This window comes from Kitasatospora sp. NPDC003701 (assembly GCF_053587085.1).
The window spans coordinates 58609-80554 of the sequence record NZ_JBSFNM010000045.1; the positions used below are offsets into that span (position 1 = coordinate 58609).

Sequence of the window (21946 nt, forward strand, 5' to 3'; positions counted from 1 at the left end):
TGCGGCGGGGTGTCAGACCCGCGAGGGCTCCCCGCCCTGGCGGGGGAGGGCGGCCCCGGCGGCCCCGGCCCCGGCCTCGGCCTCAGCCCCGGCCTCAGCCCCGGCCGCTTCGGCCAGCTCGCGCTTGACGGCGTCCAGCGAGGGGTTGGCCCAGGCGCTGGCCACGCCCCAGCGGTAGAAGGCGAGCCCGATCGCGGCGACGATCAGCAGGTCCCAGCCCTCGGGGAGGTAGCCCTGGCCGCCGAAGTCGGTGCTGCCGGCCCACGAGACGCCGGCCATCACGAACAGGTAGGCGATCATCCAGGCGCCGGCCTTGAGGTGCGGCTTGAGCTCGGCCCACGGCTTGCGCAGCTCGTACCAGGCCCAGATCGGCAGGCCGGCGGCCATCAGCAGGATGACCTTGCCGGTGAGCGGCCAGCGGGCCCAGTAGAGCACCAGCGAGCCGAAGACCATCGCCACCGGGGCGATCACCGGCATCGCGCGCAGCCGGACGGGTCGCGGCAGCTCGGGCGCGAGGCGGCGCAGCGCCATCACCGCGACCGGACCGGTGACGTAGGAGATCACGGTGGCGACCGAGACGATCTCGGCGAGCGAGCCCCAGCCGCGGAAGACGGCCAGGAACAGGAAGGCGATCAGCAGGTTGAGCAGCAGGGCCGGCCGCGGGATGCCGGTCTTCGGGTCCACCCGGCCGAAGATCCTGGGAAGGTGGCCGTTCTCCTGCACGCCGTGGATCATGCGCGAGGTGGTGGCGGCGTAGATCATGCCGGTGCCGCTGGGGGAGACGAAGGCGTCCGCGTACAGCAGCAGGGCGAGCCAGTTGAGGCCCCAGGCGATCGAGAGGTCGGCCAGCGGGGAGGTGTAGCCGAGCCCGCTCCAGCCGTTGCTCAGGTCCGCCGTCGGGACGGCGCCCAGGAAGGCCACCTGCAGCGCGACGTAGATCACCAGGGCGATCAGGATCGAGCCGATGACCGCCTTGGGCAGCGACTTGCCGGGGTTGCGCGCCTCGCCGGCGAGGTTCAGCGGGGACTGGAAGCCGTTGAAGGCCCAGACGATGCCGGAGACGGCGACGGCCGTGAAGACCGCGCTCCAGCCGTTCGGCGCGAAGCCGCCGTGGTCGGTGAAGTGGGCGGTGTCGAAGTGCGCCAGCAGCAGGGCGCCCGCCGTCAGCGTCGGCACGACCACCTTGAACACGGTGATCGCGGTGTTGGTCTTGGCGAACAGCGTGATCGCGAACCAGTTCAACGCGAAGTAGCCGACCAGCAGCACGCTCGCCACGGCGACCCCGCTGGCCGAGAGCTCCTGTCCGTCGAACAGTCCCTTCGCCCAGCCGAAGTGCCAGGAGCTCATGTACTGCACCGAGGCCGTGGCCTCGCCGGGGATCACCGAGACGATGGCGATCCAGTTGGCCCAGGCCGCCAGGTACCCGGCGAGCGAGCCGTGCGAGTACTGCCCGTACCGCACCATCCCGCCGGCCTTGGGGAACATCGAGCCGAGCTCGCTGTAGGTCAGCGCGATGGTGAGCGCGACCGCGGCGCCGATCACCCAGGCGACGATCGAGGCCGGTCCGGCGAGCCGCGCAGCCCGCTCGGCTCCGAAGAGCCAGCCGGAGCCGATGATCGAGCCCAGCCCGACCGCTGTGAGGCTGATGGTGCCGAGCGAACGGCGGTAGTGCTGATGGGAAGCCGTCGTCGACTCAGGCGCGCTCAACGTATCGGTCCTCTGTCTCCTGGGGTTCCGGACAAACGCACAGCAGACTATGGTGCGAAATAGGACGAAAACCTCAGATGAAGCTCAGATCATCCGATTGTTGCCATCTCGTGTCCGATGATCGGACACGCACGGACCCGCTGCCGACCGGGCGCACGGTCCCGGGCGTTCTCGGCGCCTTCCCGGCTGCGCCCGCCGTACGCACCCCGATCCGCCCCCGGCGACCCCCTGGAACGGCCCGGGCGACCTGCCCCGAGCGGCACGCCCCGGGGCAAAAAGAAATTCCCCGTGGAATCTCTTTCGAGTTCCCACGGGGAATTGTTCTGTGTCCGAGGGGGGACTTGAACCCCCACGCCCGATAAAGGGCACTAGCACCTCAAGCTAGCGCGTCTGCCATTCCGCCACCCGGACAGGGTGTGTGCTTCGGGGGCTTTCTGCTCGCCCCCTCGGCGACAGAGAGAACATTACCAGGGTTCTGGAGTGCTTCTCACCTGCGTTTCCCCGGTGGGGACCACCGGGGTGGCAGGGATGGGTCGCAGGGGTGAGCGAAGCGGTGGATCGGGGGCGGGAAACGGTCGGACTGGGAGCGGCATGCGGTCAGGAACGGGCGGGAGCGGTCCGACACGGGCAAGTTGTCGATGGTGCGGATGTGCCGGGGGCGGCTCTCCTAGCCTCTGTGCACCGAGGGCGCCATGAGCGGAACGCCTGATTCCCGGGGTCGCGGACGAAGGGCGGCTGGACGTGGAGCAGATCAGCGGGGCGGCGGAGGCCGAGCCGAGACGTGTGGAGAACGGGCCCAGACGTGCGGGAGCGGGCCCGAGACCGGTGGCTCCGACGCGATCGGCGGCCGGGCCGGGGCGGGCGCCGGCCGGGCCGGTCGAAGGGGTGTGGCGGTTCCCGGTGCCCGCGGTGGAGGCCTCGGTGCCGCGGACCAGGCACGCGGTGCGGGACCGGCTGCTGGCCCAGGGGATGGCGGGGGTGCGCTACCAGGAGCTGGTGGACGACCTGCTGCTGATCGTCTCGGAGCTGGTGAGCAACGCCGTGACGCACGCCGCCGAGCTGTCGCCCGAGGTGACCACCGAGCTCACGGTCGGGGCGGACTGGGTGCGGGTGTCGGTCGAGGACGGCGACCCGTACCGGCCGAAGGCCCTGGAGAGCGACGCGGGGCGGACCGGCGGGCGGGGGCTGCTGCTGGTGAAGAGCGTCACGCTGCAGGCGGGCGGGGTCTGCGACGTGGAGCGGACGGGGGAGGGCGGCAAGGTGATCTGGGCCTCGCTGCCCGTCCCCCGGGGGGAAACGCGGTAGCGGGCGGACTACCAGTCCCGGCCGGCGATCTCGCGGATGCCGGGCAGCGCGGCCTCGAAGACGGTGTCGAACCAGACCGAGAACGGCCGCTCCGCCTGGAGGTCGCGCAGCTCCTGCGCGGACACGAAGGCGAAGTCGTCCACCTCGTCGGGGTTCGGCGCGACCGGGGCGGTGACCAGGCCGACGAACAGGTGGTTCCACTCCCGCTCGATCAGGCCGGAGGCCTCGTCCGGCAGGTCGTACCGGACGGTGCCGGCCTCGCAGAGGAGCGCCGGTGCGACGCCCAGCTCCTCGGCGGTGCGCCGGGCGGCGGCGACGAACGGCGGCTCGTCGGGGTACGGGTGGCCGCAGCAGGTGTTCGACCAGACACCGGGGGAGTGGTACTTGCCCAGTGCGCGGCGCTGGAGCAGGAGCCGGCCCTGGCGGTCGAAGAGGAACACCGAGAACGCCCGGTGCAGCCGGCCCGGCTGCTGGTGGGCCCAGAGCTTCTCGGCGGTGCCGACCGTGACGCCCTCGTCGTCGACGAGCTCCAGCAGGATCTCGGCGCCCGCGGGGGCTCCGGCCGCGGCTCGCGGGTCGGCCGTCACGTCGGTCTCCACGTCGAGACCGGTGTCGATCTCCGAGGTGAAGTGCGTCGGGTTGGTCGGCAGACTCTGGGGCATGAGGCCTCTTTCGGGGGCAAAAGGGAGCACCGGTGGCGTCGTGCCCCAGTCTGCCGTACGGGTGGCGGTCCGCAGGCGTCCCACACACAACAGGGCGGATCATGACCGTTCCCGCACCATTCCTGGCATCGGAATGGGCGCCGGATTAGCAGGAGCGTTCGGGATGCGTTCGGCGGGCGTTCGATTCCGGTGGTGCGCGGGCGGAGAACGGACACCTCGACGGCACCCCTTCTTCACGGCGGCCCGGCGCGGCGCCCGCCCGGTCCCCGGCCGCGTTCGGGCTGGTCGCCGCGGTCGCCTACCATCACATACGACACGGTGCCCGCATCCTCGCCGGCATCGGCGCGCCACCCCGACGGTCTGCGGCGGCGCACGGCCCGACGGCTTGCGGCAGCGCACCGCCCGACGGTCTGCGGCAGCGCTCGGCCCGACGGATCAGCACAGCACGACGGATCAGGAGACCCCGCATGATCGGCCTCGTTCTGGCAGCCGGCGCCGGCCGCCGGCTGCGCCCGTACACCGACACCCTGCCGAAGGCGCTGGTGCCGGTCGACGGGGAGCGGACCGTCCTGGACCTCACCCTCGGCAACTTCGCCGAGGTCGGCCTGCGCGAGGCGGCGATCGTCGTCGGCTACCGCAAGGAGGCGGTCCAGGACCGCAAGGCGGCCCTGGAGCAGAAGTACGGCGTGAAGCTCACCCTGGTCGAGAACGACAAGGCCGAGGAGTGGAACAACGCCTACTCCCTCTGGTGCGCGCGCGAGCTGTTCGGCGAGGGCCTGCTGCTGGCCAACGGCGACACCGTCCACCCGGCCTCCGTCCAGCGCACCATGCTGGAGGGCAACCTGCGCCTCACCGAGCAGGGCCGCGCCCCCGGCATCCTGCTCGCCCTCGACACGGTGAAGAAGCTCGCCGACGAGGAGATGAAGGTCGTCGTCGACCCGGCCGCCGGCATGCGGCGCATCACCAAGCTGATGGACCCGGCCGAGGCGACCGGCGAGTACATCGGCCTCACCGTGATCAACCCGTCCGCCGCCGCCGACCTCACCGACGCGCTGCGCGCCACCTACGAGCGCGACCCGCAGCTGTACTACGAGGACGGCTACCAGGAGATGGTCGACCGCGGTCTGCGGATCGACGTGCAGCCGATCGGCGAGGTCTCCTGGGTCGAGGTCGACAACCACGACGACCTGGCCAAGGCGCGGGAGATCGCGTGCCAGTACTGACGCGCCTGGTGCCGTCACCGGTCTTCGTCGAGATCCGCTCGGGGGCGCTGGACGCGCTCGGCGGCATCCTCGCCGACCAGCGGCTCTCCACCTCGGGCCGGATCGCGGTGGCGATCAGCAACGGCTCGGGGGCGGTGCTGCGCGAGCGGCTGGAGCCGGCCCTGCCGGGCGCCGACTGGTACAACGTCGACGACGGCAGCCTCGACAGCGCGGTGCGGCTGGCGGACGCGATGCGCGGCGGCCACTACGACGCGATCGTCGGCCTCGGCGGCGGCAAGATCATCGACGCCGCCAAGTACGCCGCGGCCCGGGTCGGCCTGCCGGTGGTCGCGGTCGCCACCAACCTCGCCCACGACGGCATCTGCTCACCCGTCTCCACCCTCGACAACGACGCCGGCCGCGGCTCCTACGGGGTGCCCGGTCCGATCGGCATCGTGGTCGACCTCGACGTGATCCGGCAGGCCCCGCCGCGCTTCGTGGCGGCCGGCATCGGCGACGTCATCTCCAACATCTCCGCCTGCGCGGACTGGGAGCTGTCCCAGGCCGAGACCGGCGAACCGGTGGACGGACTGGCCGTGGCGATGGCCCGCTCGGCCGGCGAGAACCTGCTGCGGCACCCAGGAAACCTTCAGGATCAGGACCTCCTCACAGCGCTCGCGGAAGCCCTGGTACTGTCCGGCATCGCGATGAACATCGCTGGCAGCACCCGGCCCTCGTCGGGCGCCTGCCACGAGATCTCGCACGCCCTGGACGTGCTGTACCCCAAGCGATCCGCCCAGCACGGCGAGCAGGTCGGCCTCGGGGCCGCCTTCGCCAGCTTCCTGCGGGGCGAGCGCGAGCTGACCGGTCTGATCGTGGAGCGCCTGGCGCGCCACGGCCTGCCGGTGACCGCAGCTCAGATCGGCTTCACCGAGGCGGAGTTCACCGAAGCGGTGCACTACGCTCCGAACACCCGCCCGGGCCGCTTCACCATTCTTGAGCACCTCGACCTCTCCCCATCAGCGATCAGGGACGCGTACGCCGACTATGTCCAAGCCGTCAACAGCTGACCCCGCCACGAAGGGTTCGCCCCCGGCCCCGGTGGATCTGACCCGCCGCCCCTCCGTCGAGGAGCTGCGCGCGGTGATCCACCCGGAGGGCATGCTCCAGCGCCGCAGCGCGGAGCACTGGGCCGGCCGCCTCTACATGCGGCGGATCTCGCTGCGGATCACCCGCGTGCTCTCCACCGTGACGGCGATCACGCCCAACGGCCTGACCTATCTGATGATGCTCACCGGCATCCTCGCCGGCGTCGCGCTGATCGTCCCGGGCCTCACCGGCGCGGTCCTCGGCGCCCTGCTCATCCAGGTCTACCTGCTGCTGGACTGCGTGGACGGCGAGGTGGCCCGCTGGCGCCGGCAGACCTCGCTCACCGGCGTCTACCTGGACCGGGTCGGCCACTACATGTCCGAGGCGGCCCTGCTGACCGGTCTCGGCCTGCGCGGCTGCGACCTCTTCCACAGGACCGGCGACACCGCGCACTGGGAGTGGGCCTTCCTCGGCACGCTGGCCGCGCTCGGCGCCATCCTGATCAAGTCCGAGACGGACCTGGTGGACGTGGCCCGGGCCCGCAGCGGCCTGACGGCGGTCGAGGACAGCGCCTCGGTGCCGCGCTCGTCCGGCGTCGCCAAGGCCCGCCGGGCGGCCTCCTTCCTCAAGTTCCACCGCCTGGTGGGCGCGGTCGAGGCCTCGCTGCTCATCCTCGCCGCGGGCGTCGCGGACGCCGTGCACGGCGGGCTGTTCTTCACCCGGCTCGCGGTGGTCGTGCTGGCCGCGATCGCCATGCTGCAGACCGTGCTGCACCTGCTGAGCATCGTCCTGTCCAGCAGGCTGCGGTGAGCGCCGTGAGCACGGCCACCGACACCTTCCGGCTCGGCGCGGTCATCATCACCATGGGCAACCGCCCCGCGGAGCTGAACGCCCTGATCGAGTCGGTCCGCGCCCAGGAGGGCCCGGCCGTCGAGCTGGCCGTGGTCGCCAACGGCGCCCCGCTGCCGCCGCTGCCGGCGGACGTGCGCAGCGTCGAGCTGCCGGAGAACCTCGGCATCCCCGGCGGCCGCAACGTCGGCATCGAGCTGTTCGGCAAGGACGGCCGGGAGGTCGACGCCGTCCTCTTCCTGGACGACGACGGCCGGCTGCCGGGCACCGACTCGGCCCGCCTGCTGCGCGAGGCCTTCACCGCCGATCCGGAGCTGGGCATCGTCAGCTTCCGGATCGCCGACCCCGACACCGGCGTCACCCAGCGCCGGCACGTCCCCCGGCTGCGCGCCAGCGACCCGCTGCGCTCCTCGCGGGTGACCACCTTCCTGGGCGGCGCGAGCGCCGTGCGCTGCACGGTGTTCGAGCAGGCCGGCCAGCTGCCCGCCGAGTTCTTCTACGCGCACGAGGAGACCGACCTCGCGTGGCGCGCGCTGGACGCCGGCTGGGCCATCGACTACCGGGCCGACGTGGTGCTGCACCACCCGACCACCTCGCCCGCCCGGCACGCCTCGTACTTCCACAACGTGGCCCGCAACAGGGTGTGGCTCGCCCGACGGAACCTTCCGGCCCTGTTCGTGCCTCTCTACCTGGGAACCTGGTTCCTGCTGACCCTGGCCCGCCGCCCCTCCCCGGAGGCGCTGAAGGCCTGGTGGGGCGGGTTCCGGGCGGGCTGGCGCGAACCCTGCGGTGCGCGGCGGCCCATGCGATGGCGTACCGTTTGGCGACTGACCAGGCTGGGCCGACCGCCGGTCATCTGATCGTATGGTCGGGCGGCCCTACGGTGATTTGAACCGTACGGTTCAGACGTCGTACGGTCGTCCGATCGCCATGGCCGGTGACCACGCACCGGCCGGACTCCCCCGTGATCCGAGTGGATCCCCCTCGGCGCAAGGCCGGCGGACCCCCGCCGACCGGCCCGCCCCGACGATCCCGCGCGAAGGACGAATGTGTCGACAGTGAGTGAACCCGTCAGCCTCTCGGCCCCGAGGGGGGCGGACGCGGGCCTGACCCCCAAGCAGCTTGCGGACAAGTACGGTCTGGCGGTCAGCGGCAGACGGCCCGGTCTGATCTCCTACTCCAAGCAGCTGTGGGCCCGGCGCCACTTCATCTGGGCCTTCGCCACCGCCCGCCTGGTGGCCCAGTACACCGACGCCAAGCTCGGCCAGCTCTGGCAGGTCGTGACCCCGCTGCTGAACTGCGCGGTGTTCTACCTGGTCTTCGGTGTGATCCTGAAGAGCAAGGACGGCTTCCCCGAGGGCACCTACACCGCGTGGCTGTGCATCGGTGTCTTCGTCTTCCAGTTCACCCAGAACGCGGTGCAGTCCGGCACCCGGGCGATCTCCGACAACCTCGGGCTGATCCGCGCGCTGCACTTCCCCCGCGCCTCGCTGCCGATCGCCTTCACCGTGATCCAGCTCCAGCAGCTGCTGATCTCGATGGTGGTGCTGGTCGGTGTCGTGCTGGCCAGCGGGATCGAGCCCGGCCGCACCTGGCTCGCGGTGATCCCGGCGCTCCTCCTGCAGTCGCTGTTCAACACCGGCGTGGCCCTGGTGATGGCGCGGATCGGCGCCAAGACCAGTGACATCTCCCAGCTGATCCCGTTCGCGATGCGCGCCTGGATGTTCCTCTCCGGCGTGATGTTCAGCATCCAGGACAAGATCAGCACCTGGCCGGAGTTCTGGCAGAAGGTGATGCAGTTCAACCCGGCCTCGGTCTACATGGACCTGCTCCGGCACGCCTTCGCGCCGGTGATCTACAACAAGCACGTCCCCCAGCACCAGGTGCTCCCGCCGCACCAGTGGACGTACGGCATCGCCTGGGCGGTCGGGATGTTCGTGATCGGATACGTCTTCTTCTGGAAGGCCGAGGAGGAGTACGGCCGTGGCTGACACCGACCTGCGAAAGGGACCGATCGTGCAGGACGCCGACGTCGCCCGTGAGCCCACCGTGGTCGTCGACGACGTGCACATCGTCTACCGGGTGCACGGCGCCGGCTCCGGCAAGGGCAGCGCGACCTCCGCGATCAGCCGCATCATCAGCCGCAAGCGCTCCGCCGGCGTGCGCGAGGTGCACGCGGTGCGCGGGATCAGCTTCACCGCGTACAAGGGCGAGGCGATCGGTCTGATCGGCTCCAACGGCTCCGGCAAGTCGACCATGCTGGCCGCCATCGCGGGCCTGCTGCCGACCGAGAAGGGCGGCATCTACACCAACGGCCAGCCCTCGCTGCTGGGCGTCAACGCGGCGCTGATGAACGAGCTCACCGGCGAGCGCAACGTCGTCCTCGGCTGCCTGGCGATGGGGATGACCCCGGCCCAGGTGCGCGAGCGCTACAACGACATCGTCGAGTTCTCGGGCATCAACGACAAGGGCGACTTCATCTCGCTGCCGATGCGCACCTACTCCTCCGGCATGGGCGCCCGGCTGCGGTTCTCCATCGCGGCGGCGAAGACGCACGACGTGCTGCTGATCGACGAGGCGCTGGCCACCGGCGACCAGGCGTTCCAGCAGCGCAGCAAGAAGCGGATCGACGAGCTGCGCGGGTCCGCCGGTACGGTCTTCCTGGTCAGCCACGACAACAGCTCGATCCGCGAGGTCTGCGAGCGGACCATCTGGATCGAGGCCGGCGAGCTGGTGATGGACGGCCCGACCGAGGAGGTCGTGAGCCGCTACGAGCGCGGCGACCGGCCGTAACGCCGCAGGGCCCGCACGGAGGGCCGGTGACCGGGGCAGCCCGGCCGCCGGCCCTCCGTCGTTCGTCCACCCCCGGCCACGGCCCCGCGGGCCCCCGGGGGTACCCCGGGTGGCCCGCCGCTGGGCGGGTGAGCGACCCCGCGCGCCGGGTGGGGCGCCCTTCTCCGGCGCGGCCGGTGGTGTCAGGCTGTAAGGCGCGGGGGTGGTGTGTCGGAGGTGACCCCCGATATCGGACGCGTGTCCGACTCGGGCCGGTCGTACCGATCGGTGTAGAACGGGGGAGTGACAGCAGTGTCGGCTTCGGCCCAGCCCAGTAGTGAGTCCCGGCCCGGCGACGGGACGGCGGACGGTTCAGCGGGAGTGACGCTGGACAAGGCGAGCGCGGAGAACTTCCCGGTCGCCCCGTTCTTCCTGCCCGCCGCCTGGCGCGACGACCTGATGGCGGTCTACGGCTTCGCCCGGCTGGTGGACGACGCCGGCGACGGCGACCTGGCCGATCCGGCCGGCGCCGCCCGGCTGCTCGGGGTGGCCGAGCGGCCCCCGGTCACTCCTTCGGCCCAGCCCGGCCCACCGGGTCCGGCGGAGGTCGCCTTCCGGCTCGCGCTGCTCGACGGGCTGGAGCGGGACCTCGACCGCGTCTTCGAGACCGCCCTGCACCCCGGGGCCGCCGAGGCCCCCCGCCACCCGCTGATGCGCGGCCTCGTCCCGCTGGTCGACCGGCACGCGCTGACCCCGGAGCCGTTCCGCCGTCTGATCGAGGCCAACCGGGTGGACCAGACCACCGCCCGCTACGCCACCTACCGGGACCTGATCGGCTACTGCACGCTCTCCGCCGACCCGGTCGGCCGCCTGGTGCTGGCCATCGCGGGCGTCGCCACCCCCGAGCGGATCGAGCTCTCGGACGCCGTGTGCAGCGGCCTCCAGGTGGTCGAACACCTCCAGGACGTCGCCGAGGACCTCGCCCGCGGCCGGATCTACCTCCCGGCCGAGGACCTGGCCCGCTTCGGCGTCACCGAGGCCGAGCTCGCCGCCCCGGTCGCGAGCGGCCCGGTGCGCGAGCTGGTCGCCCACGAGGTCGAACGGGCCCGCACCCTGCTGGACCGCGGCGCGCCATTGGTAGGTACGGTTCGGGGGAGGCTTCGACTGCTCCTGGCGGGATTCACCGCCGGCGGGTACGCGGCCCTGGCAGCCATCGAGGACGCCGGGTACGACGTACTGGCCCAGCAGACGAAGCCGGACAAGCGCCGCCTCGCAGCGAAGGCGGCGGCCATCTTCGCGAAGGGAAGGTGAACGCCCGAGTGGCGGCATCACCACTGGCGTCGGCGCAGGTCATGGCGGCGTACCGGTACTGCGAGGCAGTCACCGGACTGCAGGCCCGCAACTTCAGCTACGGCATCCGCCTGCTGCCGGAGCCGAAGCGGCTGGCCATGTCGGCCCTGTACGCCCTGGCGCGGCGGGTCGACGACATCGGCGACGGCGAGCTCCCGGCCGATCGCAAGGCCGAGGCGCTGCTGCGCACGCGCGAGCTGCTGGACGAGGTCCGCGCCGGCGCGGTCGCGGAGGACGACACCGACCCGATCAAGGTCGCCCTGGCGGACGCCGCCCGGCGCTTCCCGATCCCGCTCGGCGGCTTCGACGAACTGATCGACGGCGTCGAGATGGACCTCAAGGGCGCCGAGTACCAGACGTACGAGGAGCTCCAGGTCTACTGCCGCTGCGTCGCCGGCGCGATCGGCCGGCTCTCGCTCGGCGTGTACGGCTGCGACGACCCCGAGCGCGGGGCGCAGTACGCCGACACCCTGGGCCTGGCGCTCCAGCTCACCAACATCCTGCGCGACCTGCGCGAGGACGCCCTCAACGGCCGCACCTACCTGCCCGCCGAGGACCTCGTCCGGTTCGGCTGCGAGCAGGGCTTCGCGCTGCCCAGGCCGCCGGTCGGCGCCGACTTCACCGGTCTGGTGGCCTTCGAGGCCGCCCGGGCCCAGGCCGCCTTCGAGGAGGGCCTGCGACTGCTGCCGATGCTCGACCGCCGCAGCCGGGCCTGCACCGCGGCGATGGCCGGGATCTACCACCGGTTGCTCGGCCGGATCGCGGCCGATCCGGAGTCGGTGCTGCGGGGCCGGGTCTCGCTGCCGGGCTGGGAGAAGGCGTACGTGGCGCTTTCCGGGCTCGCCGGGGGGCGTTCTTGATTCTCGCCGCAGTTCTGTCACGCTGTGTCAGCGGGGAATCACTTATGGGTAGAGCCGTGTTGACCACCCTGTTGGGCACGACCGTGTTGACCACGAGCGCCCCGGCCGGGACCGGGTCGGGCGCCGGATGCGAGGGGGAGGGCCGATGACCGGGCGAGCCGATGCCGCGCGCCCGGCCGCCGTCGTGGTCGGCGGCGGCCTGGCGGGCATCACCACCGCACTGCGGCTGGCCGAGGCCGACCACCGGGTCACCCTGGTCGAGGGCCGGCCCCGGCTGGGCGGCCTGGCCTTCTCGTTCCAGCGCGGCGAGCTGACCGTCGACAACGGCCAGCACGTCTACCTGCGCTGCTGCACGGCCTACCGCGGCCTGCTCGACCGGCTCGGCGCCGGCCGGCTGGTCCACCTCCAGGACCGGCTGGACGTCCCGGTGCTCGGCGTGGCCGGGCCCGCCGGCGCGCCGGTGCGCACGCTCGGCCGGCTCCGCCGGGCGGGTCTGCCCGTCCCGCTGCACCTGGCCGCCAGCCTGGCCCGCTACCCGCACCTGGGCCCGGCCGACCGCGCCCGGGTGGTCCGCGGCGCGCTCGCCCTCCAGGGCCTCGACCTCGCCGACCCGGCGCTGGACGAGGTCTCCTTCGGCGACTGGCTGCGCCGCAACGGGCAGAACGAGCGCACCCTCGCGGCCCTGTGGGACCTGGTCGGCGTGGCCACCCTGAACGCCCGGGCCGACCAGGTGTCGCTGGCGCTGGCCGCGATGGTCTTCAAGACCGGCCTGCTCTCCGACCCGGGCGCCTCGGACATCGGCATGGCCGCCGTCCCGCTCGGCGTGATCCACCACGACCGGGCGCTCGCCGAGCTGGAGCGCGCCGGCGTGAAGGTGCTGCTGCGCGCCCGTGCGACCGAGCTCAAGCCGTCCGCACCGCAGCACGCCGTCCGGCTGGAGGGCGGCGAGCTGCTCACCGCCGACACGGTGGTGCTGGCCGGCGCCCAGGACACCGCGGTGGCCCTGCTGCCGCCCGACGCCGTCGACGCCCAGCAGCGGCTGGCCGGCTTCGGCACCGCACCGATCCTCAACGTGCACGTGGTCTACGACCGCAAGGTGCTGCGCCGCCCGTTCTTCGCCGCGCTCGGTTCGCCGGTGCAGTGGGTCTTCGACCGCACCGCGCACTCCGGGCTGGCCGGCACCGAGCTGGGCCGGGCCCACCCCGGCGCCCAGTACCTGGCGCTCTCCCAGTCCGCCGTCCAGGACGAGATCGACCTGCCGGTCGCCGAGCTGCGCCGCCGCTACCTGCCGGAGCTGGCCCGCCTGCTCCCCGCCGCCGGCGGGGCCGAGGTGCTGGACTTCTTCGTCACCCGCGAGCGCACCGCCACCTTCGACCCGGCCCCGGGCACGGCGGCCGTGCGCCCGCCGGCCCGGACCAACGTCCCGGGCCTGCTGCTGGCCGGTGCGTGGACGGCCACGGGGTGGCCCGCGACCATGGAAGGCGCCGTTCGCAGCGGCCACGCCGCGGCCGACGCGGCGCTCGCCGGCGCCGGCACCCGGCTCCCGGTGGACCGGGGCGACGGGAGGTGGCCCAGGTGACGCAGGGCCCCACCGCCGGCCACGGCGACCCCGCGAGATCCGGCGGCCCCACCGCCGGCCGCACCGGTCTCATCGACATCGCAAGCGCCCGGCCGTCCCGTGCGGCCCGGCACCACCAGGGAGAGGGAACGCACGTGGAGTCACGCACCGGCACTGCCGTCGGAGGCACGGCGCACGCCGAACCGGTCTCGGTGCCGGAGCTGCTCGCGCGGAGCCGTACGCTCTGCACCCCGCCGCTGCGGGCCGCCGTCGCCCGTCTGGCCGCACCGATGGACACCGTCGCGGCCTACCACTTCGGCTGGATCGACCGGGACGGCACGCCGGCCGCGGGGGACGGCGGCAAGGCCGTCCGCCCGGCCCTGGCGCTGCTCTCGGCCCAGGCCGTCGGGGCTCCGGCGGAGGCCGGTGTGCCCGGTGGGGTCGCCGTTGAACTGGTGCACAACTTCTCCCTGCTCCATGATGATCTGATGGACGGTGACGAGACCAGACGGCACCGGGCCACCGCGTGGACGGTCTTCGGACCGGCCCAGGCGATCCTGGTGGGTGACGCCCTGGCGACGCTCGGTACGGAGGTGCTGCTCGACGCTGCCACCGCCGGTGGCGCGAGCCCCGCCGACGCCGCGCGCGCCGTCCGCCTGCTCACCACCGCCACCCGCCGGCTCATCGACGGCCAGGCCATGGACGTCGCCTTCGAACAGCGGGACAGCGTCACCGTCGCCGAGTGCCTGGAGATGGAGGGCGGCAAGACCGCCGCCCTGCTCGCCGCCGCCTCCGCGATCGGCGCCGTCCTGGCCGGCGCCGACGACCGCGTCTCGGACGCCCTCCAGCGCTACGGCCACCACCTGGGCCTGGCCTTCCAGGCGGTGGACGACCTGCTCGGCATCTGGGGGGCCACCGAGGTCACCGGCAAGCCGCACTGGGGGGACCTCCGCCAGCGCAAGAAGTCCCTGCCGGTCGCCGCGGCGCTCGCCGAGGGCGGCTCGGCCTCGCGCCGGCTCGCCGAACAGCTGGCCGACCCCTCGGGGCGCGGCGAGGAGAGCGAGCCCGAGCTCGCCGCCCGCGCCGCGCTGATCGAGGAGGCCGGCGGCCGCGCCTGGACCCAGGAGGAGGCCCGCCGCCAGCACACGACTGCCCTCGCCGCCCTGGACGAGGTGCCCATGCCCGATGTGGTGCGCGAGCACTTCGTCGCACTCGCCGAATTCGTGGTGGTACGAGAGAGGTGACGTTACGTTGACAGCAACCGCGGACGGCCGGCTCGACCCTGAGTACGATTCCGAGCCGGTCGCGGTGGGCGACCGCCCGCCGGCGCTGCTGAGCGCCGGGCGGTGGCAGCCCGCAGGGCCCGAGGCCGACCGGTCGGCCGACCGGCCCGACCAGGAGCACGACGGCCCGGTCTCGGCCGAGGAGGCACTGGCCCGCGCCACCACCCACCTGCTCTCGCTGCAGAGCTCCGAGGGCTGGTGGAAGGGGGACCTGGAGACCAACGTCACCATGGACGCCGAGGACTTACTGCTCCGACAGTTCCTCGGCATCCGGACGGAGGAGCAGACCAAGGCCACCGCCGAGTGGATCCGCTCCCAGCAACGGGAGGACGGCACCTGGTCCACCTTCCACGGCGGACCGGCCGAGCTCTCCACCACGGTCGAGGCCTACGTCGCCCTCAAGCTCGCCGGCGACGACCCCGACGCCCCGCACATGCTCGCCGCCGCCCGCTACGTCCGGTCCGCCGGCGGCATCGCGGCCGCCCGGGTCTTCACCCGGATCTGGCTCGCCCTCTTCGGCTGGTGGCCCTGGGCACGGCTGCCCGAGATGCCACCGGAGATCATCTTCCTGCCCAAGTGGCTCCCGCTGAACATCTACGCCTTCGGGTGCTGGGCCCGGCAGACCATCGTGCCGCTCACCATCGTCTCGGCCCACCGCCCGGTACGACCCGCGCCGTTCCCGCTGACCGAGCTGCACACCGACCCGGAGCACCCCTTCCCCGAGCGCCCGCTCGCCCCCGCCACCACCTGGGACGGCGTCTTCGAACGCCTGGACAAGGTGCTGCACGCCTACCACCGCCGGGCACTGCGCCCGCTGCGCCGGCTCGCCCTCTCGCAGGCCTGCCGCTGGATCGTCGAGCGGCAGGAGGCGGACGGCTGCTGGGGCGGCATCCAGCCGCCGGCCGTCTACTCCCTGATCGCCCTGCACCTGGAGGGCTACGAGCTGGAGCACCCGGTGATGCAGGCCGGGCTCTCCTCCTTCGACCGCTTCACCGTGCACACCGAGGACGGCCGGCGCTGGCTGGAGGCCTGCCAGTCCCCGGTCTGGGACACCTGCCTGGCCACCGTCGCGCTGGCCGACGCCGGGCTGCCGGCCGACCACCCCGCGCTGGTCTCCGCCGTCGACTGGATGCTCGCCGAGGAGATCACCCGGCGCGGCGACTGGTCCGTCCAGCGGCCCTCGCTCGCCCCCGGCGGCTGGGCGTTCGAATTCGAGAACGACACCTACCCCGACATCGACGACACCGCCGAGGTGGTGCTCGCCCTGCGCCGGGTCGCCCACCCGGACCCGGCCAAGGTGACCGGCGCGGTCGACCGCGGGGTCGACTGGAACCTCGGCATGCAGTCCAAGAACGGCGCCTGGGGCGCGTTCGACGTCGACAACACCAGCACCCTGCCGAACAAGCTGCCGTTCTGCGACTTCGGCGAGGTGGTCGACCCGCCGTCCGCCGACGTCACCGCCCACGTGGTGGAGATGCTCGCGGAGGTCGGCAAGGGCAAGGACCCGCGTACCCGCCGGGGCGTGGAGTGGCTGCTGCGCAACCAGGAGGCCGACGGCTCCTGGTTCGGGCGCTGGGGCACCAACTACATCTACGGCACCGGCTCGGTGCTGCCCGCCCTGGTCGCGGCCGGCGTCCCGGACGAGCACCCGGCGATCCGCCGCGCCGTCCGCTGGCTGGAGGACCGGCAGAACACCGACGGCGGCTGGGGCGAGGACATGCGCTCCTACGAGGACCCGGCCCGCTGGGCCGGGCGCGGCGACTCCACCGCCTCGCAGACCGCGTGGGCGCTGATGGCGCTGCTCGCGGCCGGCGAGGGCCCGGACGGCCGGGCCAACCCGGCGGTCGAGCGCGGGGTCGACTGGCTGGTCCGCACCCAGCTGCCCGAGGGCACCTGGGACGAGCCGCAGTTCACCGGCACCGGCTTCCCGTGGGACTTCTCCATCAACTACCACCTCTACCGGCTGGTCTTCCCGGTCACCGCGCTCGGCCGGTACGTGCACGGCAGCCCGGCCACCGGCCGGGACGCCGCCCCCGGTGCCAAGGGCACCCCCGCCACCGGCACCCCGGCGATCGGGGCGGCCCGGTGAAGCCGGCTCCGCTCCTGGTGCTCTGCGCGCTGGGCCCCGAGGTCTGGGCCCTGCGCGGCGGGGACTGGCGCGGCGCGGCCGGCGGACCTCCGGTGCTGGTCCGCACCGGTGTCGGCCGGCGCCGGGCCTCGCACGCCGTCAGACGGCTGCTCACCTCGGCCCCCGGCGGCTACGGCGCCGTCGTGGTGGCCGGCTTCGGGGCCGCCGTCGCCCCGGGAATAACGCCCGGTGACGTGATCGTTGCGGACGGCGTGCGCGATGCCGAAGGGAATCTCTTCGCGGTCGACTCCGGGCCCGAGCTCAGCCGGGCCCTGAAGGCGCGCGGGCTGACGGCCCACACCGGTGTGCACCACACGGCCGACCACGTGGTGCGCGGCCTGGAGCGGCGTGCCCTGCACCTGCAGGGAGCGCTCGCCGTCGACATGGAGGCCGCCGCCGTCCTCGCCGCCCTCCAGGAGATCCGCCCGGCGCTGCCCGCCGCCGTCCTGCGGGTGGTGGTCGACACCCCCGAGCGCGAGCTGCTGCGCCCGGGCACCCTGCCGGCCGGCGTCCGCGCCTGGCGGACGCTGCGGGCCGCCGTGCCCGCGCTGGTCGACTGGCACGAGCAGAACCGGGCGCAGCGGGGCGCCGCCCCGCCGTCCGGAACCCTCAACCACCCCACACCCTCGACGCTCCCTCAGGAGGCGAGCTAGCCATGGCCATGCCGTTGCGCCAAACCGTGCGGGTCGGCACCTACCTCATGCAGCAGAAGCTCAAGCGGCGGGACAAATTCCCGCTGATCGTCGAACTGGAACCGCTCTTCGCCTGCAACCTCGCCTGTGAGGGGTGCGGCAAGATCCAGCACCCCGCGGGCGTGCTGAAGCAGCGCATGCCGGTCGCCCAGGCGGTCGGCGCGGTGCTGGAGTCGGGTGCCCCGATGGTCTCGATCGCCGGCGGCGAGCCGCTGATGCACCCGCAGATCGACGAGATCGTCCGCCAGCTGGTCGCGCGTCGCAAGTACGTCTTCCTCTGCACCAACGCGCTGCTGCTGCGCAAGAAGCTGGACAAGTTCACCCCCTCGCCGTACTTCACCTTCACCGTGCACATCGACGGGCTGCGCGAGCGGCACGACGCCTCGGTGGCCAAGGAGGGCACCTTCGACGAGGCGGTGGAGGCGATCAAGGAGGCCAAGCGGCGCGGCTTCCGGGTCACCACCAACAGCACCTTCTTCAACACCGACACGCCGCAGACCATCATCGACGTCCTGGACTACCTCAACGACGACCTCAAGGTCGACGAGATGATGATCTCCCCGGCGTTCGCCTACGAGAAGGCCCCCGACCAGGAGCACTTCCTCGGCGTCGAACAGACCAGGGAGCTCTTCCGCAAGACCTTCGCCGGCGGCAACCGGCGGCGCTGGCGGCTCAACCACAGCCCGCTCTTCCTGGACTTCCTGGAGGGCAAGGTCGACTTCGAGTGCACCGCCTGGGGCATCCCCAACTACTCGCTCTTCGGCTGGCAGCGCCCCTGCTACCTGATGGCCGACGGGTACGTGCCCACCTACCGCGAGCTGATCGAGAAGACCGACTGGTCGAAGTACGGCCGCGGCAAGGACGAGCGCTGCGCCAACTGCATGGCGCACTGCGGCTACGAGCCGACCGCCGTCCTCGCCACGATGGGCTCGCTCAAGGAGTCGCTGCGCGCGCTCACCGAGACCGTCGGTGCCAACCGCGGCCACTGACCGCACCCCGCCCGGCACGGGGCACCCCCGTGCCGGGCGATCCCGCCACTGGGGGGCACCACAGCACTGCTCCGAGTCGTGAGGTGAACACATGTCACTGCTCTCCGGCGTCACGTCCCCGGCCGACCTGCGGAAGATCCCGGCCGCCGACCTCCCACTCCTCGCCGACGAGATCCGCGCCTTCCTGATCGACGCCGTCACCCGGACCGGCGGCCACCTCGGCCCGAATCTCGGCGTGGTGGAGTTGACCATCGCGCTGCACCGGGTGTTCGACTCGCCGTACGACCGGATCGTCTGGGACACCGGCCACCAGAGCTACGTCCACAAACTGCTCACCGGCCGCCAGGACTTCTCGAAACTGCGGTCGAGGGGCGGCCTGTCCGGCTATCCCTCGCGTGCGGAGTCCGAACACGACCTGGTCGAGAACTCGCACGCCTCCACCGCCCTCTCCTACGCCGACGGCCTCGCCAAGGCCGCCCAGCTGCTCGGCCAGCACGACCGGCAGACCGTCGCGGTGATCGGCGACGGCGCGCTCACCGGCGGGCTCGCCTGGGAGGCGCTCAACAACATCGCCGAGGCCCGGGACCGGCCGCTGGTCATCGTCGTCAACGACAACGAGCGCTCCTACGCCAGGACCATCGGCGGCCTCGCCAACCACCTCGCCACGCTGCGCACCACCCAGGGGTACGAGCGCTTCCTCGCCCTCGGCAAGGGGGCGCTGCAGCGCACCCCGCTGGTCGGGCAGCCGATCTTCGAGGCGCTGCACGGCGCCAAGAAGGGGTTCAAGGACGCCTTCGCCCCGCAGGGCATGTTCGAGGACCTCGGCCTCAAGTACCTCGGCCCGATCGACGGCCACGACCTGGGCGCGGTCGAGCAGGCGCTGCGCCAGGCGCGCGGTTTCGGCGGCCCGGTCATCGTGCACTGCCTGACCGTGAAGGGCCGCGGCTACCGCCCGGCCGAGCAGGACGAGGCGGACCGCTTCCACGCCGTCAACCCGATCGACCCGTACACCTGCCTGCCCATCTCGCCCAGTGTCGGGGTCTCCTGGACGTCCGTCTTCGGCGAGGAGATGCTCGCGCTCGGCGCCGAGCGGCCGGACGTGGTCGCGATCACCGCCGCGATGCTCCAGCCGGTCGGCCTCGGCACGTTCGCCAAGGCGTACCCGGAGCGGACCTTCGACGTCGGGATCGCCGAGCAGCACGCCGTGACCAGTGCGGCCGGGCTGGCCACCGGCGGGCTGCACCCGGTGGTCGCGGTGTACGCGACCTTCCTCAACCGGGCCTTCGACCAGGTCCTGATGGACGTCGCCCTGCACCGGCTGGGCGTGACCTTCGTCCTCGACCGCTCCGGGGTGACCGGGCCGGACGGGGCCTCGCACAACGGCATGTGGGACATGTCGATCCTGCAGGTCGTACCCGGCCTGCGGCTGGCCGCCCCGCGCGACGCCGACCAGCTGCGGGCGCAGCTGCGCGAGGCGGTGGACGTGCCGGACGCGCCGACGGTGGTCCGCTTCCCGAAGGGGAACATCGGGCCGGCCGTCCCGGCCGTGGAGCGCGTCGGCGGGGTGGACGTGCTGCTGCGGACCGGGGAGCTGCCGGAGATCCTGCTGGTCGCCGTGGGCGCCACCGCGGCCGCCGGGCTGGACGCGGCGCGGCTGCTGCTGGCGGAGGGGTTCACCGCGACGGTCGTCGACCCGCGCTGGGTCAAGCCGGTCGACCCGGCCCTACCCGCGCTGGCCGCCGCGCACCGGCTGGTGGTCACGGTCGAGGACAACGGCCGGACCGGCGGCGTCGGCGCGGCGATCGCCCAGGCGCTGCGGGACGCCGACGTGGACGTCCCGGTGCGGGTGCTGGGCCTGCCGCAGGAGTTCCTCGGCCACGCCGCCCGGGGCGAGATCCTGGAGGAGGCCGGTCTGACCGGCACCGGGGTGGCCGCGCAGACCGCGGCCTTCGCCAAGAACCTGCTACCGACCAGAGGAGCGAACCAGCGCCATGCCGGCTGACCCCGACAGCACCGAGCCCCGCTTCGACCTCGCCGCCCTGCTCGCCGAGCGCGGTGGCGAACGGTACGAGTTGCACAGCCGCTACCTCAATCCGCAGCTGCCGCGGATGCTGCACACCATCGGCTTCGACAAGTACTACGAGCGCGCCGAGGGCCCGTACTTCTATGACGCCGAGGGGAACGAGTACCTCGACATGCTGGCCGGGTTCGGCATCTTCGCGCTGGGCCGGCACCACCCGGTGGTGCGCGGGGCCGTCCAGCAGGTGATGGACCTCGACCTGCCCGACCTGGTCCGGTTCGACTGTTCGCCGCTGCCCGGCCTGCTCGCGGAGCGGCTGCTGTCCCACACGCCCGGGCTGGACCGGGTCTTCTTCGGCAACAGCGGCACCGAGGCGGTGGAGACGGCGCTGAAGTTCGCGCGCTACGCCACCGGGCGCCGGCGCGTGCTCTACGCCGACCACGCCTTCCACGGGCTGACCACCGGCTCGCTCTCGGTCAACGGCGAGAGCGGCTTCCGCAAGGGCTTCGATCCGCTGCTGCCGGACACCGCGATCCCGCTCGGCGACCTCGGGGCACTGGCCAAGGAGCTGAAGAAGGGCGATGTCGCGGCGCTGATCGTGGAGCCGATCCAGGGCAAGGGCGTCCAGGCCCCGCCGGCCGGCTGGCTGCGGGCGGCGCAGGAGCTGTTGCACGAGCACAAGGCGCTGCTGATCTGCGACGAGGTGCAGACCGGGGTCGGCCGGACCGGGGAGTTCTTCGCCTACCAGCACGAGGAGGGCGTGCTGCCCGACCTGGTCTGCGCGGCCAAGGCGCTCTCCGGCGGGTACGTGCCGGTCGGCGCGACGCTCGGCAAGAGCTGGATCTTCGAGAAGGTCTACTCCTCGATGGACCGGGTGCTGGTGCACTCGGCCAGCTTCGGCTCCAACGCGCAGGCGATGGCGGCGGGCCTGGCGACCCTGGAGGTGATGCGGGACGAGAAGGTGGTGGAGAACGCCCGCGCCGTCGGGGACCGGTTCCGGGAGCGGCTGACCGCGCTGGTCGACCGGTACGAGCTGCTGGCCGAGGTCCGCGGCCGGGGCCTGATGATCGGCATCGAGTTCGGCCGGCCGAAGTCGCTGAAGCTGCGGACCGGGTGGACGGCCCTGCAGGCGGCGCGCAAGGGCCTGTTCGCCCAGATGGTGGTCGTCCCGCTGCTGCAGCGGCACCGGATCCTCACCCAGGTCTCCGGGGACCACCTGGAGGTGATCAAGCTGATCCCGCCGCTGATCATCACCGATCGGGACGTGGACCGGTTCATCGACGCCTTCACCGACGTGATGGACGACGCGCACCGCGGGAGCGGCCTGATGTGGGACTTCGGGCGGACGCTGGTGAAGCAGGCGGTCGGAAACCGCTGAGCGTGCGGTGCGCTCATGGATGCTGTGACCCAGGTCCCCGCGCCGGTGAACGAGCCGGTCCACAGCTACGCCCCCGGCAGCCCGGAACGGGCCCGCCTGGAG

General features: G+C 72.7%; 18 protein-coding genes, 1 tRNA gene and 1 pseudogene. 17 read left to right on the forward strand and 3 right to left on the reverse strand.

All coding sequences use genetic code 11. The annotated features are described in order from the left end of the window. Positions 1 to 12 precede the first annotated feature (12 nt). Both ACWDRR_RS31600 and ACWDRR_RS31605 read right to left on the reverse strand, forming a co-directional pair. Positions 13 to 1707 carry an APC family permease gene (locus ACWDRR_RS31600; protein WP_449775678.1) on the reverse strand — a complete coding sequence of 565 codons (1695 nt, stop codon included), beginning with the start codon at positions 1705 to 1707 and terminating at the stop codon, positions 13 to 15. Between the two features lie 326 nt (positions 1708 to 2033). Beyond that, positions 2034 to 2118, reverse strand: a tRNA-Leu gene (locus ACWDRR_RS31605). Between the two features lie 414 nt (positions 2119 to 2532). Between ACWDRR_RS31605 and ACWDRR_RS31610 the strand changes: the two genes are divergently transcribed. Continuing rightward, positions 2533 to 3012, forward strand: coding sequence for an ATP-binding protein (locus ACWDRR_RS31610; RefSeq protein ID WP_449775679.1), 480 nt, complete (start codon positions 2533 to 2535; stop codon positions 3010 to 3012). An 8-nt stretch (positions 3013 to 3020) separates the two neighbouring features. Here ACWDRR_RS31610 and idi read toward each other — a convergent pair whose 3' ends face one another. Then, complete coding sequence (idi, locus tag ACWDRR_RS31615; protein ID WP_449775680.1) at positions 3021 to 3674, reverse strand: isopentenyl-diphosphate Delta-isomerase; 654 nt, start codon at positions 3672 to 3674, stop codon at positions 3021 to 3023. Positions 3675 to 3940: 266 nt separating this feature from the next. On the opposite strand from idi, the pseudogene ACWDRR_RS31620 reads away from it, so the two are divergent. The 16 genes and pseudogenes from ACWDRR_RS31620 to ACWDRR_RS31695 all read left to right on the forward strand — a co-directional run. Beyond that, positions 3941 to 4051: pseudogene (locus tag ACWDRR_RS31620) on the forward strand (DUF5941 domain-containing protein); the annotation flags it as partial. A 90-nt stretch (positions 4052 to 4141) separates the two neighbouring features. Then, the gene (locus ACWDRR_RS31625; protein ID WP_449775681.1) at positions 4142 to 4897 is read left to right on the forward strand and encodes a phosphocholine cytidylyltransferase family protein; all 756 of its coding nucleotides are present in this window, start codon (positions 4142 to 4144) and stop codon (positions 4895 to 4897) included. Beyond that, positions 4885 to 5946: an iron-containing alcohol dehydrogenase family protein gene (locus ACWDRR_RS31630; protein WP_449775682.1), complete on the forward strand. Its 1062-nt coding sequence runs from the start codon at positions 4885 to 4887 to the stop codon at positions 5944 to 5946. Before ACWDRR_RS31625 ends, ACWDRR_RS31630 begins: the two co-directional genes overlap by 13 nt. 91 nt (positions 5947 to 6037) lie before the next feature. Beyond that, a complete protein-coding gene (locus ACWDRR_RS31635) occupies positions 6038 to 6775 on the forward strand; it encodes a CDP-alcohol phosphatidyltransferase family protein (RefSeq protein WP_449775696.1) in 738 nt (245 codons plus the stop codon). 53 nt (positions 6776 to 6828) lie between these two features. Continuing rightward, on the forward strand, positions 6829 to 7674 hold the full coding sequence (locus ACWDRR_RS31640; protein ID WP_360630996.1) for a glycosyltransferase family 2 protein: 846 nt from the start codon (positions 6829 to 6831) through the stop codon (positions 7672 to 7674). A 189-nt stretch (positions 7675 to 7863) separates the two neighbouring features. Next, positions 7864 to 8805 carry an ABC transporter permease gene (locus ACWDRR_RS31645; protein ID WP_449775683.1) on the forward strand — a complete coding sequence of 314 codons (942 nt, stop codon included), beginning with the start codon at positions 7864 to 7866 and terminating at the stop codon, positions 8803 to 8805. Then, positions 8798 to 9607, forward strand: coding sequence for an ABC transporter ATP-binding protein (locus ACWDRR_RS31650; RefSeq protein WP_449775684.1), 810 nt, complete (start codon positions 8798 to 8800; stop codon positions 9605 to 9607). The genes ACWDRR_RS31645 and ACWDRR_RS31650 overlap by 8 nt, the downstream gene beginning before the upstream one ends. Before the next feature lie 360 nt (positions 9608 to 9967). Then, positions 9968 to 10897 carry a squalene synthase HpnC gene (gene hpnC / locus ACWDRR_RS31655; protein WP_449775685.1) on the forward strand — a complete coding sequence of 310 codons (930 nt, stop codon included), beginning with the start codon at positions 9968 to 9970 and terminating at the stop codon, positions 10895 to 10897. Between the two features lie 41 nt (positions 10898 to 10938). Beyond that, the gene (gene hpnD, locus ACWDRR_RS31660; RefSeq protein ID WP_449775697.1) at positions 10939 to 11796 is read left to right on the forward strand and encodes a presqualene diphosphate synthase HpnD; all 858 of its coding nucleotides are present in this window, start codon (positions 10939 to 10941) and stop codon (positions 11794 to 11796) included. Positions 11797 to 11941: 145 nt separating this feature from the next. Then, complete coding sequence (gene hpnE / locus ACWDRR_RS31665) at positions 11942 to 13375, forward strand: hydroxysqualene dehydroxylase HpnE (protein ID WP_449775686.1); 1434 nt, start codon at positions 11942 to 11944, stop codon at positions 13373 to 13375. A 134-nt stretch (positions 13376 to 13509) separates the two neighbouring features. Continuing rightward, complete coding sequence (locus ACWDRR_RS31670; RefSeq protein ID WP_449775687.1) at positions 13510 to 14598, forward strand: polyprenyl synthetase family protein; 1089 nt, start codon at positions 13510 to 13512, stop codon at positions 14596 to 14598. A 7-nt stretch (positions 14599 to 14605) separates the two neighbouring features. After that, positions 14606 to 16726, forward strand: coding sequence for a squalene--hopene cyclase (shc, locus tag ACWDRR_RS31675; RefSeq protein WP_449775688.1), 2121 nt, complete (start codon positions 14606 to 14608; stop codon positions 16724 to 16726). Further along, positions 16723 to 17418, forward strand: a complete 696-nt coding sequence (locus ACWDRR_RS31680) for a 5'-methylthioadenosine/S-adenosylhomocysteine nucleosidase family protein (protein ID WP_449775689.1) — start codon at positions 16723 to 16725, stop codon at positions 17416 to 17418. The genes shc and ACWDRR_RS31680 overlap by 4 nt, the downstream gene beginning before the upstream one ends. 2 nt (positions 17419 to 17420) lie before the next feature. Continuing rightward, positions 17421 to 18446 (forward strand): adenosyl-hopene transferase HpnH, encoded by a 1026-nt coding sequence (gene hpnH / locus ACWDRR_RS31685; protein WP_449775690.1) that lies wholly within the window; start codon positions 17421 to 17423, stop codon positions 18444 to 18446. A 91-nt stretch (positions 18447 to 18537) separates the two neighbouring features. After that, positions 18538 to 20448, forward strand: coding sequence for a 1-deoxy-D-xylulose-5-phosphate synthase (gene dxs, locus ACWDRR_RS31690; protein WP_449775691.1), 1911 nt, complete (start codon positions 18538 to 18540; stop codon positions 20446 to 20448). After that, positions 20438 to 21844, forward strand: a complete 1407-nt coding sequence (locus tag ACWDRR_RS31695) for an aspartate aminotransferase family protein (protein ID WP_449775692.1) — start codon at positions 20438 to 20440, stop codon at positions 21842 to 21844. Before dxs ends, ACWDRR_RS31695 begins: the two co-directional genes overlap by 11 nt. The last annotated feature ends 102 nt before the right edge of the window (positions 21845 to 21946 follow it).